The organism is Bacillus pretiosus, assembly GCF_051294775.1.
Classification (GTDB): Bacteria; Bacillota; Bacilli; order Bacillales; family Bacillaceae_G; genus Bacillus_A; species Bacillus_A wiedmannii.
Genome location: NZ_JBPPHF010000002.1, coordinates 441,766 through 462,859 on the forward strand (window position 1 = coordinate 441,766; position 21,094 = coordinate 462,859).

The 21,094-nt window shown below is 37.4% G+C and carries 17 protein-coding genes and 1 other annotated feature; of the genes, 15 read left to right on the plus strand and 2 right to left on the minus strand.

Annotated features, from left to right (window positions below):
• Nucleotides 1–157: 157 nt before the first annotated feature.
• The 11 genes from ACSG5Z_RS10480 (at nt 158) to ACSG5Z_RS10530 (ending at nt 14,791) form a co-directional block, all read left to right on the plus strand.
• Nucleotides 158–442: a post-transcriptional regulator gene (locus ACSG5Z_RS10480; RefSeq protein ID WP_000890214.1), complete on the plus strand. Its 285-nt coding sequence runs from the start codon at nt 158–160 to the stop codon at nt 440–442.
• 270 nt (nt 443–712) lie between these two features.
• Nucleotides 713–2,977, plus strand: a complete 2,265-nt coding sequence (gene secDF / locus ACSG5Z_RS10485; protein WP_061672384.1) for a protein translocase subunit SecDF — start codon at nt 713–715, stop codon at nt 2,975–2,977.
• Nucleotides 2,978–3,133: 156 nt separating this feature from the next.
• The gene (locus ACSG5Z_RS10490) at nt 3,134–4,027 is read left to right on the plus strand and encodes a cation diffusion facilitator family transporter (RefSeq protein ID WP_048541414.1); all 894 of its coding nucleotides are present in this window, start codon (nt 3,134–3,136) and stop codon (nt 4,025–4,027) included.
• 101 nt (nt 4,028–4,128) lie between these two features.
• Nucleotides 4,129–6,468, plus strand: coding sequence for a single-stranded-DNA-specific exonuclease RecJ (gene recJ / locus ACSG5Z_RS10495; RefSeq protein WP_088064461.1), 2,340 nt, complete (start codon nt 4,129–4,131; stop codon nt 6,466–6,468).
• A gap of 47 nt (nt 6,469–6,515) precedes the next feature.
• On the plus strand, nt 6,516–7,028 hold the full coding sequence (locus ACSG5Z_RS10500) for an adenine phosphoribosyltransferase (RefSeq protein WP_000346221.1): 513 nt from the start codon (nt 6,516–6,518) through the stop codon (nt 7,026–7,028).
• Between the two features lie 210 nt (nt 7,029–7,238).
• Nucleotides 7,239–9,422 (plus strand): GTP diphosphokinase, encoded by a 2,184-nt coding sequence (relA, locus tag ACSG5Z_RS10505; protein WP_001262796.1) that lies wholly within the window; start codon nt 7,239–7,241, stop codon nt 9,420–9,422.
• Between the two features lie 17 nt (nt 9,423–9,439).
• Entirely contained in the window at nt 9,440–9,880 is a 441-nt protein-coding gene (locus ACSG5Z_RS10510) for a D-tyrosyl-tRNA(Tyr) deacylase (protein WP_001266955.1), read from the plus strand.
• A gap of 269 nt (nt 9,881–10,149) precedes the next feature.
• The gene (locus tag ACSG5Z_RS10515; protein WP_001242605.1) at nt 10,150–10,326 is read left to right on the plus strand and encodes a hypothetical protein; all 177 of its coding nucleotides are present in this window, start codon (nt 10,150–10,152) and stop codon (nt 10,324–10,326) included.
• A 54-nt stretch (nt 10,327–10,380) separates the two neighbouring features.
• Nucleotides 10,381–10,611 (plus strand) — a binding site (T-box leader).
• A gap of 69 nt (nt 10,612–10,680) precedes the next feature.
• Nucleotides 10,681–11,952, plus strand: a complete 1,272-nt coding sequence (gene hisS / locus ACSG5Z_RS10520) for a histidine--tRNA ligase (protein WP_033656406.1) — start codon at nt 10,681–10,683, stop codon at nt 11,950–11,952.
• Nucleotides 11,953–11,964: 12 nt separating this feature from the next.
• Entirely contained in the window at nt 11,965–13,740 is a 1,776-nt protein-coding gene (gene aspS, locus ACSG5Z_RS10525) for an aspartate--tRNA ligase (RefSeq protein WP_046958824.1), read from the plus strand.
• A 283-nt stretch (nt 13,741–14,023) separates the two neighbouring features.
• Nucleotides 14,024–14,791: a tRNA threonylcarbamoyladenosine dehydratase gene (locus tag ACSG5Z_RS10530; RefSeq protein WP_435711431.1), complete on the plus strand. Its 768-nt coding sequence runs from the start codon at nt 14,024–14,026 to the stop codon at nt 14,789–14,791.
• A gap of 489 nt (nt 14,792–15,280) precedes the next feature.
• On the opposite strand, the gene ACSG5Z_RS10535 is transcribed toward ACSG5Z_RS10530, so the two are convergent.
• Both ACSG5Z_RS10535 and ACSG5Z_RS10540 read right to left on the minus strand, forming a co-directional pair.
• Nucleotides 15,281–15,922, minus strand: a complete 642-nt coding sequence (locus ACSG5Z_RS10535) for an RsfA family transcriptional regulator (RefSeq protein WP_048541421.1) — start codon at nt 15,920–15,922, stop codon at nt 15,281–15,283.
• A gap of 37 nt (nt 15,923–15,959) precedes the next feature.
• Nucleotides 15,960–17,246, minus strand: a complete 1,287-nt coding sequence (locus ACSG5Z_RS10540; RefSeq protein WP_435711432.1) for a replication-associated recombination protein A — start codon at nt 17,244–17,246, stop codon at nt 15,960–15,962.
• A 292-nt stretch (nt 17,247–17,538) separates the two neighbouring features.
• Here ACSG5Z_RS10540 and cymR point away from each other — a divergent pair, with 292 nt between their 5' ends.
• From cymR to ACSG5Z_RS10560, 4 genes are all read left to right on the plus strand, one after another.
• Entirely contained in the window at nt 17,539–17,955 is a 417-nt protein-coding gene (gene cymR, locus ACSG5Z_RS10545) for a cysteine metabolism transcriptional regulator CymR (RefSeq protein ID WP_000704116.1), read from the plus strand.
• Between the two features lie 35 nt (nt 17,956–17,990).
• Complete coding sequence (locus tag ACSG5Z_RS10550; protein ID WP_000439914.1) at nt 17,991–19,136, plus strand: cysteine desulfurase family protein; 1,146 nt, start codon at nt 17,991–17,993, stop codon at nt 19,134–19,136.
• A 16-nt stretch (nt 19,137–19,152) separates the two neighbouring features.
• Complete coding sequence (mnmA, locus tag ACSG5Z_RS10555; RefSeq protein WP_088093515.1) at nt 19,153–20,268, plus strand: tRNA 2-thiouridine(34) synthase MnmA; 1,116 nt, start codon at nt 19,153–19,155, stop codon at nt 20,266–20,268.
• A gap of 110 nt (nt 20,269–20,378) precedes the next feature.
• Entirely contained in the window at nt 20,379–21,038 is a 660-nt protein-coding gene (locus ACSG5Z_RS10560) for a tetratricopeptide repeat protein (RefSeq protein WP_087985290.1), read from the plus strand.
• Nucleotides 21,039–21,094 lie beyond the last annotated feature (56 nt).

A 21,094-nucleotide genomic window follows, 5' to 3' on the forward strand; every position in this document is an offset into this window, starting at 1 on the left:
GAATGATTTACAATAATTTATATGCACGTATGAGACAAGAATGACAAGCATTTAAGAGAGTGAAGTATGAGAGTGCTCTTGAAAGTAGTTATTGCTGTCCATTAGAGCGGGATTAAAAGCGACTTTTCGTGCTGAAATAAGAAGGAGATGTTTATGTATGTTAGAAAAAGAGGCTTTGGTAGAATCATACCGCGGACAGTTACAAGTCGTTTTAGAAAGCAAAGTAGAAGAGTTTCACATGTTCGGTTATGACCGAGTAACAGATGATGATATTTGGAAGTTTCTTAAAGTGAAGAAGTGGAAAAAAATAAACGGTGATGTTAGATTATATGAATTAGTAAATGATGTATTAAGAGTAAGTACTAATGAATATATGAATTATTTAACTGTTGAAGCATATCAAGCGCCACTTTGGTCATTTGATGAATATGAAAATAAATAACCGACTGCAATTGGTTTGTTCTTCCTTTTGCAGTATAATGATAGGTATTGATAATGAGGAAATAATTATGTCTAAGATTATATATAAAGGGGGTAGTGAAGAGAAAAAATAAATAATGAAAGTGTAGGTATTGTGAAAAACTTACCGACACAGCTAGTGATGAACTAGCAAAATTATAGAAAGGAAGTCTACTAACTAGGCGTATGCATACGTGTAAAAGTGAATCGTAAGAGATTTATTTAAAGTGTTAGTAGCAGAAAGAGGGTACATATGGCAAAGCGTGGTACGAGAATTGCCGCCTTTTTCCTCATCGTTTTATTAATCGGTGGAGTAATTGGTGCGGCAGGAAAAGACATAGCAAAAGGAATTAGTCTAGGACTAGACCTTCGCGGTGGTTTTGAAATTCTGTATGAAGTAAAACCAGCCAAAAAAGGTGATAAAATCGACCGAGAGGCACTTGTAAGTACAGTAGGTGCTCTTGAAAATCGTGTCAATGTTCTTGGTGTAAGTGAGCCGAATATTCAAATTGAAGGACAAGATCGAATTCGCGTACAGCTTGCTGGTGTACAAGATCAGCAAAAAGCACGTGAAATGTTATCAACACAAGCGAAATTAACATTCCGTGATGTAGATGACAACCTTCTTATGGATGGAACGGATTTAAAAGGCGGCGGAGCGAAACAAACATTTGATGAGCAAGGCCGTGCGAGCGTAGGTCTTACACTAAAAAGCGCTGATAGATTCCGTGAAGTAACTGAAAAAATTTCAAAAATGCCACCACCAACGAATTTAATGGTAATTTGGCTTGACTTTGAAGAAGGAAAAGATTCGTATAAAGCAGAGTCTGCAAAACCGAATCCGAAGTTCTTATCAGCAGCAACAGTAAGCCAAGTGTTTAATCAAGCTGAAGTATCTATCGTAGGTGGAAACTTCACAGTTGAAAGTGCGAAACAACTGTCATCTTTATTAAATGCAGGTGCACTTCCTGTTGATTTAAAAGAAATGTATTCAACATCAGTTGGAGCGAAATTTGGTCAACAAGCGTTAGAGCAAACAATTTTCGCTAGTGCGATTGGTATCGCTCTTATTTTCTTATTTATGCTTGTATACTACCGTTTACCAGGAATTGTAGCGGTTATTATGCTAGGTCTATACATTTTTGTTACGCTACTCGTATTTAACTGGATGCATGCGGTTCTGACATTACCAGGTATTGCGGCATTAGTGCTCGGGGTAGGTATCGCAGTTGATGCGAATATTATTACGTACGAGAGACTGAAAGAAGAGCTGAAAATTGGTAAGTCAATGATGTCAGCATTCCGTGCTGGTAATCATCGTTCATTAGCGACAATTTTAGATGCAAACGTTACGACTCTTGCAGCGGCTGGTGTATTATTCGTTTATGGTAATAGCTCTGTAAAAGGATTCGCAACAAGTTTAATCGTAAGTATTTTAGTTGGTTTCGTTACGAACGTATTCGGTACTCGTTTCTTACTAGGTTTACTTGTAAAGAGTCGTTACTTCGATAAAAAGCCAGGATACTTTGGTGTGAAACAAAAGGATATTATTCCATTAACAAAAGGTGTAGTACATCCACCGACAAGATTTGATCGTATTAACTTCGTAAATATCGGTCATAAATTCCTTGTTTTCTCGATTGTAGTTGTAATTGCAGGTGCAATTATACTACCGATTTTCAAATTGAATCTTGGTATTGATTTTGCGAGTGGTACACGTATCGACTTGCAATCAAAACAAGCACTTACTGTGTCTGATGTTAATAAAGATTTTAAAGAATTGAAAATTGATGTGAAGGAAGAAAATATTGTACCGACTGGAGATGACAATAAAGGATTCGCAGTTCGTACATTAGGTGTTCTATCAAAAGATGAAATTGCGAAAACAAAAACATTCTTCCACGATAAATATGGTACAGATCCAAATGTAAGTACAGTTTCACCGACAATTGGTAAAGAAATTGCACGAAATGCATTTATCGCAGTATTAATTGCTTCTGCGGTTATCATTTTATACGTAAGTATTCGATTCAGATTTACGTACGCATTATCTGCAGTACTTGCATTATTACATGACGCATTCGTTATGGTTGTTATATTTAGTATTTTCCAATTAGAGGTAGACTTAACGTTTATCGCTGCAGTGTTAACAATCATCGGTTATTCTATTAATGACTCAATTGTTACATTTGATAGAAACCGTGAATTATACAAACAGAAAAAACGAGTTCGCGATATAAAAGACTTAGAAGAAATCGTAAATGCAAGTATTCGCCAAACGCTTGGCCGTTCGATTAACACCGTATTAACAGTGTTATTCCCGGTAATTGCGTTACTTATCTTCGGTAGTGAGTCATTACGTAACTTCTCGTTTGCGTTACTTGTTGGATTAGTTGTAGGTACGTACTCTTCTGTTTTCGTTGCTTCTCAAATTTGGTTAATGCTTGAAAACCGTCGTTTGAAAAAGGGCAAAAACAAGAAAAAGGTTGAGAAAGTAGAATCTGAACCGCAAGTATAAAAAAGATGATGTCTCTTTATGAGGCATCTCTTTTTTCGTTTGTGGATACAATAAGATAGCAACTTTTTAACAGAAGGGATATGGGGAAAACTGGTGTTGTTATCACTGTTTTTGTTACAATAAAAAGATAGGTTAAGAAAAGAAGGGATTTTAATTATGGAAAAAGATGAACGTTTTAAACAGGCCGAGTTTGGTGCTATTGTCGGGATCGTTGGTAATATTATATTAGCGATTGTAAAGGCGGTAATTGGTTATATTGGGAACAGTAAAGCGCTATTAGCGGATGCCGTGCATTCTGCATCAGATGTAATTGGTTCACTAGCTGTATTGTTTGGATTGCGAGCAGCGAAGCAACCGCCCGATGAAGACCACCCGTACGGTCATGGTAAAGCGGAATCGATTTCAGCGATTATTGTTGCAGTATTATTATTTATTGTGGGAATCGAGATAGCGATTTCGTCTATAAAAGCTTTTTCGCAGGAACTAGAACCACCGAAGGGAATTACGATTTTTGCTGTTGTTCTTTCAATTATCGTGAAAGAAGGAATGTTTCAATATAAATTCCGATTAGGGAAGAGGGTAAATAGTGATGCAATTATTGCAAATGCATATGAACATCGTTCGGATGTATTTTCTTCAATTGCAGCTTTAATCGGTATTTGTGCAGCGATTATTGGTGGTAAGCTCGGGTTAGATTGGCTTGTATATGCCGATCCAATTGCAGGATTATTTGTTTCACTTCTTGTTGCAAAAATGGCATGGAGTATTGGGGCAGAAGCAATTCATGCAACGCTTGATCATGTTCTTCATGAGGAAGATGTTGTTCCGCTTAGAGAAGCAGTACTTCAAATAGACGGTGTGAAAAAAATCGGTTCTTTATATGCAAGGGAGCATGGTCATTACGTTATTGTCGATATTAAAGTTTCTGTAGATCCATACATTACTGTAGAAGAAGGGCACCGCATTGGAAAGCATGTGAAAGAAACGCTTATGGAACAAGATAACGTACAAAATGTGTTTGTACATATAAATCCGTATTCTCCAAATTAAACATTATTAACATTTTAGTATATAGATATTGCAGCGTAGTTTGCATTATATTGTCACCCCTTAATCTGTCTTGTATAATGAACAGGTTAAGGGGTGATTTCGTGTTACAACCGAAGACGCGTTGGAAAGAAAAAGAATATAATGACGAGCGAGTGAGTGAATTAGCAAGTAAATTAAAATTATCACCACTTGTCGTTTCGTTATTCCTCGGTAGAGGACTAGATACAGAAGATAAGATTTTAGATTTTTTAAATACAGAAAATCAAGAATTTCATGATCCATTTTTATTAGAAGGAATGGATAGAACGGTAGAACGTGTCAATAAGGCGATTCAAAATGGAGAGCAAATATTAATATTTGGTGACTACGATGCGGACGGAGTAAGTAGTACGACTGTGTTATATCTTGCTTTGCAAGAATTAGGTGCAAATGTAGAATTTTATATCCCAAACCGTTTCACAGAAGGTTATGGACCAAACGAAGAAGCATTTCGTTGGGCGCATAGCGCAGGATTCTCACTAATTATTACTGTCGATACTGGTATCGCAGCAGTACATGAAGCGAAGGTAGCGAAGGAGCTTGGAATAGATCTTATTATTACAGATCACCATGAGCCACCACCAGAATTGCCAGAAGCACTTGCGATTATTCATCCGAAATTAGATGGCGGTGTATATCCGTTTCACTATTTAGCTGGTGTAGGTGTTGCATTTAAAGTTGCACATGCACTACTAGGTCGTGTACCAGAACATTTATTAGAAATTGCAGTAATTGGTACAGTAGCCGATTTAGTGTCACTTCATGGTGAGAATAGATTGCTAGTGAAGCGCGGTTTAAAACATATGCGCATGACGAAAAATATCGGACTAAAGGCGCTATTTAAAGTTGCTAACGTTTCGCAAAGTGAAATTACAGAAGAGAGCATTGGATTCTCACTCGCACCACGTATTAATGCAGTTGGTCGTTTAGAAGATGCTACGCCGGCTGTACATCTTTTATTATCAGATGATCCAGAAGAAGCGAAAGAGCTAGCTGAAGAAATTGATGAGCTGAACAAACTGCGAAAAGATATTGTAAAGCAAATTACAGAAGAAGCTATCGCTGAAGTGGAAAATAATTTCCCCCCAGAAGACAATAAAGTACTAGTACTGGCAAAAGAAGGCTGGAATCCAGGTGTAATCGGAATTGTCGCATCTAAATTAGTGGAACGTTTTTATCGTCCAACGATTGTATTATGCATTGATCCTGTAAAAGAAACAGCAAAAGGTTCAGCACGTAGTATTGCAGGATTTGATTTGTTTGCAAACTTGTCAGATTGTAGAGAGTTATTGCCACACTTCGGAGGGCATCCGATGGCAGCGGGAATGACGCTACATATGAATGATGTAGATGAATTGCGCCGCCGCTTAAATGAACAAGCAGAGGTAATTTTAACAGAAGAAGATTTTATTCCAATTACAGCTGTTGATGTCTTTTGTAAAGTGGAGGATGTAACACTGGCAGCAATTGAAGACATGCAAAAATTAGCGCCATTTGGTGTTGGAAATCCAAAACCGCGTATTGCAGTGAAGGATGCAGAGTTAGAAAGTATTCGTGCAATCGGATCAGATGGCTCTCATTTGAAAATGGCTCTTCGCGATGGACAAGCGACACTGGATACAATCGGATTTGGATTTGGTGCGTATGCGAAAGAAATTTCTCCAGTTGCAAAGGTATCTGTAATAGGGGAAGCATCTATCAATGAATGGAATAATTTTAAGAAGCCGCAATTAATGGTACAAGATATTGCTGTAGAGGCGTGGCAATTATTTGATTGGCGTAGTATGCGTAACGTAGAAGCGAATGTATCAGAACTTCCGAAAGAAAAAATAACGATGGTGTATTTTTCTGAAGAGGTATTGAATAAATTTTCTTTAGAAGACTTTAAAGAGCATATGATGCATGCATCAGAAGTAACTCATTTAGACGATCAATACATCGTGTTACTTGATTTGCCAAAAGGAACAGATGAATTACGAGATTTATTTAAAGTGGGGTTCCCGTCGCGAATTTATACGCTATTTTATCAAGAGAATAATCATTTATTTAGTACTGTTCCAACGAGGGAACATTTTAAATGGTACTATTCTTTCTTGAGCCAAAAAGCACCATTTTCTTTAAGACAATATGGAGAACAACTATGTCGACATAAAGGTTGGTCAAAAGATACAGTAAATTTCATGACACAGGTGTTTTTTGAGTTAGAATTTGTTACAATAAAAGATGGCGTCATTTTTATGGCAGACAAAAAACAAAAGCGTGATTTAATTGAATCGAACACATATCGTGAGAAAATGAACCACTTACAATTAGAAAAAGAATTGGTTTATAGCACATATCAGCAACTATATACATGGTTTGAAACGATTCGTAATCATAAAGAAGTAGAACAGTTAGGGTAAAGGATTTGTATTTACAAACCTTTTAGATCTGAGGAGGATTCAGAAATATGGATTTCAAGCAACATATCGCAATTGTACCGGATTATCCAAAAGAAGGTATTGTATTTAAAGACATTACACCGTTAATGAACGATGGTAAAGCATACAAAGCAGCAACAGATGCAATCGTTGAGTATGCAAAGAAAAGAGACATTGACGTTGTAGTAGGGCCAGAAGCACGTGGCTTTATTATCGGTTGCCCAGTTTCTTATGCGTTAGAAGTAGGTTTTGCACCAGTTCGTAAATTAGGGAAATTACCACGTGAAGTAATTACAGTTGATTACGGTAAAGAATATGGTAAAGATGTTTTAACAATCCATAAAGATGCAATTAAGCCAGGTCAACGCGTATTAATTACAGATGATCTATTAGCTACAGGTGGAACAATTGAAGCGACAATTAAGCTAGTTGAAGAACTTGGCGGAGTTGTAGCAGGAATTGCATTCTTAGTAGAGCTTACTTACTTAGATGGTCGTAAAATGTTAGATGGTTACGATGTATTAGTATTAGAAAAATACTAATCACTATATAGGTAAAACTACGGTGATAAAAAGTACCCGTGAATCTCTTGGAGAGGAGCGGGTACTTTTGTATAATTGCACAAAAAAATAAGGTAAAATGTCAGTAAAATCTTTTCCTTTTCACAATTCACAATCATTAGGTTATAATGATAGAATATAATTTATTCTACTTAATTAAGATAAAGTCAATTTTCAATAAAAGGTGATTCGATGGCAAATGAGCAGGTACTAACAGCTGAACAGGTACTCGAGAAAGCAAGTCAATATTTAGCAGATGAAGATATTGAGCTAGTGGCACGTGCCTATGAATATGCACGTGATGCGCATAGCGAACAATACAGAAAATCGGGTGAACCGTACATTATTCATCCAATTCAAGTTGCAGGTATTTTAGTTGATTTACACATGGATCCAGCTACAGTATCAGCAGGTTTCTTACATGATGTAGTGGAAGATACAGAAATTACATTAGAAGATATTGAACGGGAATTTAATAAAGAAATTGCTATGCTTGTCGATGGTGTAACAAAGCTTGGAAAGATTAAATATAAATCTCATGAGCAACAACAAGCAGAAAACCATCGCAAAATGTTTATTGCAATGGCTCAAGATATTCGAGTTATTTTAATTAAACTAGCTGATCGTCTTCATAACATGCGTACATTGAAACATTTGCCTCAAGAGAAGCAGCGTCGCATTGCAAATGAAACGTTAGAAATCTTTGCACCTTTAGCACATAGACTCGGAATTAGTACTATTAAATGGGAGCTAGAGGATACGTCACTTCGCTATTTAAATCCACAGCAATACTATCGTATTGTAAATTTAATGAAGCGTAAACGTGCAGAGCGTGAAGAATATTTAGACGAAGTAATGACTGGTATTCGTGAGAAATTAAAAGAAGTTGCAATTCAACCTGAGATTTCTGGAAGACCAAAGCATATTTACAGTATTTATCGTAAAATGGCACTGCAAAATAAACAGTTCAATGAAATTTACGATTTATTAGCTGTACGTGTCGTTGTAAATAGTATTAAAGATTGTTATGCGGTACTTGGAATTATTCATACGTGCTGGAAGCCGATGCCAGGTCGTTTTAAAGATTATATTGCGATGCCGAAAGCAAATCTATATCAATCTCTTCATACGACTGTAATTGGGCCGAAAGGTGATCCGCTTGAAGTGCAAATTCGTACGAAAGAAATGCATGAGATTGCAGAATTCGGGATCGCGGCGCACTGGGCGTATAAAGAAGGAAAAACAGCAGAAACAACAGGTACATTAGAGAAGAAACTTACATGGTTCCGTCAAATATTAGAATGGCAAAATGAAGCTTCTAATGCAGAAGAGTTTATGGAGTCATTAAAAATTGATTTATTCTCTGACATGGTATTCGTCTTTACACCGAAAGGCGACGTAATGGAATTGCCACTTGGATCTGTTCCGATTGACTTTTCGTATCGTGTCCATTCGGAGATTGGAAATAAAACAATTGGTGCAAAAGTAAACGGCAAAATGGTGACGCTTGATTATAAATTAAAAACTGGTGACATCATTGAAATTTTAACATCGAAACATTCGTATGGGCCAAGTCAAGACTGGGTGAAACTTGCTCAAACATCTCATGCGAAAAACAAAATACGTCAATTCTTTAAGAAGCAACGTAGAGATGAAAATATTGAAAAAGGCCGTGAACTTGTTGAAAAAGAAGTGCGTAGCCTAGAGTATGAGATGAAAGAAGTGTTAGCTCCTGACAATTTAAAACGTGTTGCCGAGAAGTTCAATTTTGCAAATGAAGAAGATATGTTTGCAGCAGTTGGATATAGCGGGATTACAGCGTCGCAAATTGTTACGCGACTAACGGACAAATTCCGTAAGCAACGTGAAGAAGAAGAAATCGTTGAAGTTAAAGAAGTTCGTAAACCGATGAAAATTCGAAAATGGGATTCTGGCGTTAAAGTAAGTGGTGCGGATAATTTATTAATTCGTTTATCAAAATGCTGTAACCCAGTACCAGGTGATGATATCGTTGGGTATATTACGAAAGGCCGAGGTGTATCGATTCACCGCCGTGATTGTGTAAATGTTCATACAGAAGAAGCTATAGAACGTTTATTGGAAGTAGAGTGGGAAGGTAGTCCTGAAAAAGAAATTGAGTATAACGTTGATATTGAAATTTCAGGTTACGATCGCCGTGGCTTATTAAATGAAGTATTACAAGCTGTTACAGAGACGAAAACGTATATTTCGGCAGTTTCTGGTAGAAGTGACCGTAATAAGATGGCGACAATTAATATGTCAATCTCTATTCGTAACTTACAGCACTTGAAAAAAGTAGTAGAACGCATTAAACGTGTTCCAGAAATTTATGCAGTACGACGCATGATGCATTAATAGGGAGTGTAGAAAAGATGAGAGTTGTTTTACAACGATCAAAAGAAGCGTCTGTCACAGTAGACGGTGAGATCGTAGGACAAATTCCGTTCGGTTTAACATTACTAGTTGGCATTACGCATGAAGATACAGAAAAAGATGCAACTTACATTGCAGAAAAAATTGCGAACTTACGTATTTTTGAAGATGAGAGTGGAAAGATGAACCATTCTGTACTTGATGTAGAAGGACAAGTTCTATCAATTTCGCAATTCACATTATACGGAGATTGTCGCAAGGGAAGACGTCCCAACTTTATGGATGCTGCCAAACCTGATTATGCAGAGCGTTTATATGATTTCTTTAATGAGGAAGTTCGTAAGCAAGGATTGCATGTAGAAACAGGGAAGTTCGGAGCAATGATGGATGTTTCTTTAATCAATGATGGTCCGGTGACCTTAATTGTGGATAGTAAATAGTGTTGCTTAAAAAAGAGGGGATTATATAATCCCTTCTTTTTTATACATTGTTGTATGTTTTGTTCATTTATCTCGCTATTTGTGGGAGATCCACTGCCCGTCGAAGCCTGATTAGTGAGGGCTAATAATGAGTGGCGATGGACAAAACCCTTATTCATTAAAGTTTTACTTTATTTGGAATTAATAGCTGTTTCAGTTATGTATAACTCTTTCATCAATATGGAACAATAAAAAGTAAAACATCTATATTGAATGTGAGGGATATACGTATGCGTATGAACGAAAAAGGGCATTCTGTTACAAATGGTGCAAATCAACTGTTTAACGTAAATTTTCATGATTTTATTTCAAAAGAGCAAAACAATACTTCAATGGAACTTGCTTCTGAGTTTGGGATTTCTCTTCAAGATGTAAAGCGTCTAAAGAAGCAGATTGAACGCTCTTAGAGTACTTGACAATCCTACTCAACAAACGTATAGTAATTTTATATTTACATATGAATATAACCGTTGATAGAGAAGAGTAAATGAGACACACATGGAAAGAGAAGAAATGTCTTAGGCTGAAAACATTTCTGCATGATGACTGATTGAATGACACTCTAGAGGTTTCAACTTGAACGGCATATATGCTTAGTAGGGATGAACGCACATTTAAGCGTTATTAAAAAAGTGGAAGCATACGTGCTTCAATTAGGGTGGCACCACGGGTATAATACTCTCGTCCCTACTGTTCAAACAGTAGAGGCGGGAGTTTTTTTATTTTTATTAAGATTAAAACAATTTGAGGAGGAACTGAATATGTCTATTCAAATCCCACGCGGAACGCAAGATATTCTTCCAGGCACTGTTGAGTTATGGCAGTATATCGAAGGGCAAGCACGCGAAATTTGCCGTCGTTACAACTATAAAGAAATTCGTACACCAATTTTTGAACACACTGAGCTATTTTTACGTGGTGTTGGTGATACGACAGATATCGTACAAAAAGAAATGTACTCATTCCAAGATCGTGGAGAGCGCAGTTTAACATTACGTCCAGAAGGTACTGCACCTGTTGTACGTTCTTACGTTGAAAACAAAATGTTCGGTGATGCAACACAACCAACGAAATTATACTATATTGGTCAAATGTTCCGTTACGAAAGACCACAAGCAGGTCGCTATCGTCAATTCGTACAATTCGGTATTGAAGCAATCGGTAGTAACGATCCTGCGATTGATGCAGAAGTAATTGCACTTGCTGTAGAGTTTTACCGCGGCATGGGCTTAAAAAATATTAAAGTTGTATTAAACAGCTTAGGTGATGCGGCGAGCCGTCAAGCGCACCGTGATGCGTTAATCGCACACTTCGAGCCACGTATCGGTGAGTTCTGTTCTGACTGCCAATCTCGTTTAGAAAAGAATCCTCTTCGTATTTTAGATTGTAAGAAGGACCGTAACCATGAATTAATGGGAACAGCACCATCTATTACAGAATACTTAAACGAAGATTCAGCAGTATACTACGACAAAGTTCAAGAACTATTAACGATGATGGATGTTCCATTTGAAAAAGATCCGAACTTAGTACGTGGTTTAGACTACTACCAACACACTGTTTTTGAAATTATGAGTGAGGCAGAAGGTTTCGGTGCTATCACTACATTAAGCGGTGGTGGACGTTATAACGGGCTTGTACAAGAAATCGGTGGACCAGAAATGCCAGGTATCGGTTTTGCGATGAGTATCGAACGTTTAATTATGGCGCTAAAAGCTGAAAACATCGAATTACCAATTGAACATAGTATTGATTGCTACGTTGTAGCGCTTGGTGAAAAAGCGAAAGACCATGCTGCGAAAGTTGCGTTTGATCTTCGTAAAGCTGGATTATCAGTTGAAAAAGATTATTTAGACCGTAAAATGAAAGCACAATTTAAATCAGCAGATCGTCTAAAGGCGAAATTTGTAGCTGTATTAGGGGAAGATGAGCTAGATAAAGGCATCATTAACTTAAAAGATATGGCAACAGGGGAACAAGAAGAAGTAGCATTAGATGTATTTGCTTCATACGTAGCAGAGAAATTAATATAGGGGGAACTTACAGTGGCTGAAAGAACACATGCATGTGGAAAAGTAACAGTAGAAGCAGTTGGACAAACAGTTCAATTAAAAGGTTGGGTACAAAAACGCCGTGATTTAGGTGGATTAATCTTTATCGACTTACGTGACCGTACAGGTATCGTGCAAGTTGTATTTAACCCAGAAACATCAAAAGAAGCGTTAGAAATAGCAGAAACTATTCGTAGTGAATACGTATTGCACGTAGAAGGTACAGTTGTTGAGCGTGGTGAAGGCGCAATTAATGACAATATGGCAACGGGTCGTATTGAAGTACAAGCAACGAAAGTAAACGTATTAAATGCAGCAAAAACAACGCCAATCATTATTGCTGATGATACAGATGCATCAGAAGATGTGCGTTTAAAATATCGTTATTTAGACTTACGTCGTCCTGCAATGTTTAACACATTCAAAATGCGTCACGACGTAACGAAAACAATTCGTAACTTCTTAGACACAGAAGAGTTCTTAGAAGTGGAAACACCAATTTTAACGAAGAGTACACCAGAAGGAGCTCGTGACTATTTAGTACCAAGTCGTGTACATGATGGTGAATTCTATGCGTTACCACAGTCTCCACAATTATTTAAACAGCTTCTTATGGTCGGCGGATTTGAGCGTTACTATCAAGTAGCACGTTGTTTCCGTGACGAAGATTTACGTGCAGACCGTCAACCAGAATTCACGCAAATCGATATCGAAGCTTCATTCTTAACACAAGATGAAATTTTAGATATGATGGAGCGCATGATGACGAAAGTTATGAAGGATGCAAAAGGTGTAGAAGTGAGTGCACCATTCCCTCGTATGAAATATGCTGATGCAATGGCTCGTTACGGTTCTGATAAGCCAGATACACGCTTTGAAATGGAACTAACAGACCTATCTGAATTTGCAGTAGGTTGTGGTTTTAAAGTATTTACAAGTGCTGTAGAAAGCGGCGGACAAGTAAAAGCAATTAATGCAAAAGGTGCTGCGAGCAAATACTCTCGTAAAGATATCGATGCATTAACTGAATTCGTAAAAGTATACGGTGCAAAAGGTCTAGCTTGGCTTAAAGTGGAAGAGGACGGCTTAAAAGGACCGATTGCGAAATTCTTCGGTGAAGAAGAAGCAAACGCGTTAATGGCTACATTAGAAGCTACTGCTGGCGACTTATTACTATTCGTAGCAGATAAGAAGAGCGTTGTTGCAGATAGCTTAGGTGCACTTCGTTTACGTCTAGGTAAAGAGCTTGAGTTAATTGACGAAAGTAAATTTAACTTCCTATGGGTAACGGATTGGCCACTTCTTGAGTACGATGAAGATGCAGATCGTTACTTCGCAGCTCACCACCCATTCACAATGCCATTCCGTGAAGATGTTGAGTTATTAGAAACGGCACCAGAAAAAGCACGTGCACAAGCATATGACCTTGTATTAAATGGTTATGAGCTTGGCGGTGGATCACTTCGTATTTACGAGCGTGACGTACAAGAAAAAATGTTCAAAGCACTTGGATTCTCACAAGAAGAAGCACAAGAGCAATTCGGATTCTTATTAGAAGCATTCGAATACGGTACTCCACCACACGGTGGTATCGCATTAGGTTTAGACCGTCTTGTTATGTTACTTGCAGGCCGTACGAACCTTCGTGATACAATTGCATTTCCGAAAACAGCAAGCGCAAGCTGCTTATTAACAGAAGCTCCAAGCCCAGTAGCAGAAGCACAGCTTGAAGAGTTAAACTTAAAATTAAGCTTAAAAGAAGAAAAGTAAGAATAAAGTCTAGATGGTTATACTATAGCCGTCTAGACTTTTTTTGAGAGGTTGTTTAAAAAGTCCGGTTTAGATAACTGTCGCATCTCATCGTTACGTATGCTCGGTTCTCTGAATCCTCCTTTTTAAACGGATATTTAGGAAAAAATAAAAGCCGGTTTACATTATGTTTTTATTCTCGAAATATGTATTTTTAGGAATTCTATAACTTTTTCTATACAAATAGTCGGAAAAACGCTAGAATACATGATAGACCATTTTTGTAATAGGAGTGTAGAGCTGAATGTTACATCAATTTTCACGTAATGAATTAGCCTTCGGTAAAGAAGGACTTGAAATATTAAAAAATAGTACAGTCGGTATTTTAGGAATTGGCGGCGTAGGGTCATTTTCGGCAGAGGCGTTAGCACGTTCTGGCGTAGGACGTCTCGTATTAGTCGATAAAGACGTTGTAGATATTACAAACGTAAACCGTCAAATTCACGCGTTAGTATCTACTGTAGGACGTTCAAAAGTAGAATTAATGAAAGAGCGTATCGCAGACATTAATCCAGAGTGTGAAGTAATTGGACTAGAAATGTTTTATACTGATGAAACATATGAAGAGTTCTTCAAACATGGATTGGATTTCGTAGTAGATGCATCTGATACGATTACGTTCAAAATTCATTTAATTAAACAATGCTTACGTCGAAAAATTAAAATTATCTCATGCATGGGTGCAGCAAATAAAATGGACCCAACTCGTTTCCGTATTGCGGACATTTCTAAAACACATACAGATCCAATTGCGAAAGTAATTCGTACGAAGCTTCGTAAAGATGGTATTAAAAAAGGTGTAAAAGTTGTCTTCTCTGACGAAAACCCAATCGTAATTCGTGAAGAAGTACGTAAAGAAATCGTACCAGACGAAAATGCAAAAATTCGTAAAGCGAAATTACCACCTTCATCAAATGCATTCGTACCATCTGTGGCAGGCCTAATCATGGCAAGTCACGTTGTACGTGAACGTATTAAAAACGTTCAAGTGAAGCGTGTAGGGCAAGAATAAAAAGAAAGCATATATCCGTCAAGGGTATATGCTTTTTCTATTATGTTTTAAAGAATTGCATATATTTGCAATACTAATAATTCGAATGTAAGTAATCCTAATAAAGAATAATCGTATTTATCCGACTTATAGGCGGAAGTCTTTTTTAAACTCTTAATGGTAAAAAGACCTAATATTAGAACGAGAATACCGAGTGTTATTTTGAAGACTATTAATGAAATAGCAACCATCGCCCTTAAAATGTATATGTTTATAATAACATTTTAGTAAAAAATATCTAATCTATACCGAGAGTTTTCTTGTGTGATAGGGAGGGATATTTCTTGTCGAATCATCGATATATTAAAAAAATTGTTGATATATTTTGAGTTACGATAGATATATTTGAAAAATCGTCGGTGTAATTTCATTTACCGACACATACATATATACTCTCCACCAAAGAAACAAACAGGGACGTCACTTAGTCAAAAAAGTGACGTCCCTGTTTTAATTCTCTGCAGAATAAATAATATCTAAATTTCCATTTTGATCTGTTTTGAAAATGGGAGCGATCTGTTCCTCTTGTTCTTCAACCGAAACGAGTTTTCGAGCACGGTCCATAATTCTAACAAGCATTGCATAATCTTCTTCTATTGCTTGTTGTTTTTTTGAGAGTACCGCTAATTTTGCTTCCAGTTCATGATTCGTTTTTTTCAAAGTCGTGAGCTGAGCTTGTAATACTTCATTTTCAGTTTGTAACTTTGCGAGTGAAGGGTTGGTATGCTCTAAGTTTTGCAAAAACGAGATGACATGTTGCATTGTAAGATCCTGTTTGTTTGGCATAATATCTTCTGAAAACTCGGCATCAATTACGAGTTGTTTCGTTTGCGTGAAATGCTCTTTTTCTATTTTAGCTTCAGAGCGTTTTAATTCTTTACGTTGTTTTTTTGCAAGTTGCACCGCATCTTCGTAATTCGGTCTTACTTCAGCATTCCATCTAAATCCGCAAGCTGCGGAAGTGCGATTCAATGTATCGCCGACTTCATCGAATGCTTTTATTTGTGTGCTACCGCTGCGAATATGTCGTAAAACAGTTTCTGCTAAAAGGAGATCGTCTTCTTTTGTCCATGCATCTTGACGTGTTTTCATAAGCGAAGCCTCCATAATGGTGACGTTTTCGCTTAGGTTACCCTTTATTTTTCGTTTTATTCGAACTTTGTAATCTTTCATATACAGTAGAAAGTGCTTGCTCAAATTTCCCTGTCGTTTTCGGTTTATAATATTGTTTGTTTTTTATTTTATCAGGTAAGTATTGTTGTTGTACCCATCCATTTGGATGGTCGTGTGGATACAAGTATCCAATGCCTCTTCCAAGTGATTCTGCGCCTTTGTAATGACTATCTTTTAAATGACTTGGAATGTCGCCTGTTTGACCGTTACGTAAATCGTGTAATGCAGTATCAAGTGCTTTGTAAGCTGAGTTTGATTTTGGTGATAAGCAAAGCTCGATAACAGCATTTGCAAGTGGTATGCGTGCCTCCGGGAATCCAACTCGTTCCGCTGATTCTATAGCTGCTAGTGTACGCGGTCCGGCTTGTGGGCTAGCAAGTCCGATATCTTCATATGCCATAATAAGAAGACGTCTACCAATGCTTTGTAAATCACCAGCTTCAATAAGACGTGCTAAATAATGAAGTGCTGCATTTACATCACTTCCGCGCACCGATTTTTGAAATGCCGATAATACGTCATAATGAGCATCTCCACCTTTGTCGTGAACGAAGCTCTTTTTTTGCAAGCATTCTTCTGCAATTTCTAGCGTAATTAACGCAGCTTTTTCGTCCGTTGTAAAGCTAGATAAAACAGCTAGTTCAAGTGCATTATAAGCAGAACGCATATCTCCACCAGATGCATTTGCAAAGTGATGTAATGCTTCCGGCGTAACCGTTACATCATATTCCCCAAGACCTTTTTCTTTATCTTCAAGTGCTCGTTTTAAGCCAATTAAAAGATCATCTTCTGTTAATGCGTGTAATTCGAAGATTTGACAACGACTTCGAATAGCAGAATTAATAGCATGGAACGGATTACTCGTTGTTGCACCGATTAAGGTAAGGAGTCCGCTTTCTAAATGAGGTAATAGAAAATCCTGTTTTGCTTTATCTAGACGGTGTACTTCATCTAAAATTAAAACGAGGTGTCGATGCATCTTTGCTTCTTGTACAACAACTTCCATATCTTTTTTATTATGAGTAACAGCGTTTAATAGGCGAAAAGGGGTTCCAGTACTTCCTGCAATTGCGCTCGCAATGGATGTTTTTCCTGTGCCTGGAGGGCCGTATAAAATCATAGATTGAAAATGATTTGCTTGGACCATTCGCCATAAAATTTTTCCTTCACCAACTAAATGTTGTTGTCCGATAATTTCTTGAATATTTGTAGGGCGCATTCGATGTGCGAGTGGCTGTTTCATTTTTACCGTCTCCCTTAATGTATAATCTCTTTCTATCGTATCATTTTTTTTAGTGGAATTTGAAATAGGATGCTGTTTTGTGGGAAAAATGAATATAAATATTTTCATTTTTCTTTCAATTGTAATAATTTCCGAGTTTTTCAATGTGATTTTATGTTATCATTTTGATACACAAGTTGAAATTTCTTATAATACTATATTATGCTATAATTTCATAGGATTTTAAATTGTGTTCTTTTATAAATAAGATATAACCAATAGAAGTGAAAATTTGAAAAGAGGTGCAAAATAGATGAAGATTTCAACGAAAGGCCGCTACGGCTTAACAATTATGATTGATCTTGCAAAAAAGTTTGGTGAAGGTCCAATTTCCTTAAAATCAATTGCGCAGGCACATGATTTATCGGAACATTACTTAGAGCAATTAATTTCACCACTTCGTAACGCTCGTCTAGTAAAGAGTACGCGCGGGGCATATGGCGGATATGTATTGTCTGATCAGCCAGCTAACATTACAGCTGGGGATGTAATCCGTGTATTAGAGGGTCCGATTAGTGTTGTAGAAATGATAGAAGAAGAGGAACCGGCACAACGCCAATTATGGATGCGTGTTCGTGATGCGGTGCAAGAAGTGTTAGATAGTACAACGTTAGAAGATTTAGTACGTTATGAGGAAGAAAATCACGGGGGCTATATGTTTTACATTTAATTCCTTGTGAAACGATTTGGAAAGAAGGAGATTTAATGGAACGCATTTACTTAGATCATGCTGCGACATCTCCGACTCACCCAGAAGTGGTCGAAAAGATGATTCCATATATGACAGAAACATTCGGGAACCCGTCTAGTATTCACTTTTATGGACGTCAAACGCGCCATGCAGTAGATGAGGCGAGACGCGCGGGAGCACGTAGCATTCATGCGAATCCGAATGAAATTATATTTACGAGCGGTGGTACAGAAGCTGATAATTTAGCGCTTATAGGTGTAGCACGTGCGAATCGTCATAAAGGTAACCATATTATAACGACGCGAATTGAACATCATGCGATTTTGCATACGTGTGAATTGTTAGAGCGCGAAGGGTTTGAAGTGACATATTTACCTGTTGATGAAACAGGACGCGTTCAAGTTTCTGACATACAAAATGCATTAACAGAAGAGACGATTCTCGTATCCGTTATGTTTGGGAATAATGAAGTCGGGACGATGCAACCAATCGCGGAAATAGGGAAGTTGCTAAAAGAGCATCAAGCTTATTTTCATACAGATGCGGTACAAGCTTACGGATTAGTAGAAATAGATGTGAAAGAGTTCGGCATTGATTTATTATCGATTTCAGCTCATAAAATTAATGGACCAAAAGGTGTAGGGTTCCTATATGCTGGTGCAAATGTGAAATTTGAACCGTTATTAATAGGCGGGGAGCAAGAAAGAAAACGCCGTGCTGGTACTGAAAATGTACCGAGTATCGTTGGTTTGCAACATGCAATTTTGTTAGCTGAAAAAACTCGTGAGCAAAAAAATGCCCAATATGAAGAGTTTAAAGATATAATGGTATCTGTCTTCAAAAATGAAGACATTACTTTCGAGGTAAACGGAAACTTAGAATATCGCTTACCACATGTGCTTAATATCAGTTTTACAGGAATGAACATTGAACCGTTCCTTGTGAACTTAGATATAGCTGGTATTGCAGTGTCAAGTGGCTCGGCGTGTACAGCTGGTTCGATTGATCCATCACATGTATTAGTAGCGATGTTCGGAAAAGACTCCGATCAAATACGTTCATCCGTACGCTTTAGTTTCGGACTTGGAAATACGAAAGAGCAAATTGAGAAAGCGGCGTACGAAACAGTGAAAATCGTGAAGCGATTAACACAAAATTAGCATGGGAGGTGACATGATGAACAAACTACCTCAAGAAACACGCGTTGTCATCGGGATGTCCGGTGGCGTCGATTCATCTGTAGCAGCTCTTTTATTAAAAGAGCAAGGTTATGATGTAATCGGAATTTTTATGAAAAACTGGGATGATACAGATGAGAATGGTGTCTGCACAGCAACAGAAGATTACAATGATGTAATTGAAGTGTGTAACCAAATTGGCATTCCGTATTATGCAGTAAACTTTGAAAAACAATACTGGGATAAAGTATTTACGTACTTCTTAGATGAGTACCGAGCTGGTCGTACACCAAACCCAGATGTAATGTGTAACAAAGAAATTAAATTTAAAGCATTTTTAGAGCATGCGATTGCGCTTGGTGCTGATTATGTAGCGACAGGTCATTATGCACGCGTTGCTTATATGGACGGCGAATATAAAATGCTTCGCGGCGTTGATGATAATAAAGACCAAACGTATTTCTTGAATCAATTAAGCCAAGAGCAATTATCAAAAACAATGTTCCCATTAGGTGAATTAAAGAAACCGCAAATTCGTGAAATGGCGACAGAAGCTGGTTTAGCGACAGCGGCGAAGAAAGATAGTACTGGTATTTGCTTTATCGGTGAGCGTAACTTTAAAGATTTCTTAAGCAACTATTTACCAGCGCAACCAGGTGTGATGCAAACATTATCTGGTGAAGTGAAAGGGAAGCATGACGGTTTAATGTACTATACAATTGGACAACGTCATGGCCTTGGTATTGGTGGTAACGGTGATCCGTGGTTTGCTGTTGGGAAAGACTTGAAAGAAAACATTTTATATGTTGATCAAGGATTCCATAACGAGCTTCTATATGGTGATGAAGTTATTGCTACGAATATCGGCTGGGTAAGTAATGAAGCGAAAGAAAAAGAATTTAAGTGCACAGCGAAATTCCGTTATCGTCAAGAAGACAATAAAGTAACGGTTCAAATCGTTGATGAAAATACAGTTCGTATTCTTTGTGATGAGCCAATTCGTGCAATTACACCAGGACAAGCAGTTGTTTTCTATGATGGAGATGAGTGCTTAGGCGGTGCTACAATTGATGAAGTATATCGTAGTGGTAAGAAATTGGATTATTTAGGATAAAATGAGAAGCCTCTGCCGATTAGCGGTTAGAGGTTTCTTTTACATAAAGCGAATTTTCGTTCGCTTGGAAAATACATTCTTTGTTATAATTTGTTGTAGAGGTGAAGGACATGTCAAACAAACTTGAAACAGGTATTCAATATATGCAAGAAGGAAACTGGGAAGAAGCTGCTAAAAATTTCACAGAAGCAATCGAAGAAAATCCGAAAGATGCGCTTGGATACATTAATTTTGCGAACTTATTAGATGTACTAGGTGATAGTGAAAGAGCAATTTTATTTTATAAACGTGCATTAGAATTAGATGATAAATCTGCGGCTGCTTATTATGGATTAGGAAATGTATATTACGGTCAAGAGCAATTTGCAGAGGCAAAGGCTGTATTTGAACAAGCGATGCAAGCGGGATTACAATCAGCTGATGTAACATTTATGTTAGGTATTACACATGTGCAGCTTGGAAATGATCGTCTTGCACTTCCATTTTTACAAAGAGCAACAGAATTAGATGAAAACGATGTAGAAGCTATGTTCCAGTGCGGACTTTGCTTTGCACGTTTAGAACATATTCAAGAGGCGAAACCTTATTTTGAAAAGGTATTAGAAATGGATGAAGAGCATGCAGATGCGTATTATAATTTAGGTGTTGCGTACGTATTTGAAGAAAATAACGAGAAGGCTCTTACTTTATTTAAGAAAGCAACTGAAATTCAGCCAGATCACTTTTTAGCTGGTAATGGTGTTCGTTTATTGGAGCAAGAAGCTGAATAAGATGAAAATATAGTTTAATGGGTAGTTATCCCTCATCTAAATAGGTGGGGGATGTA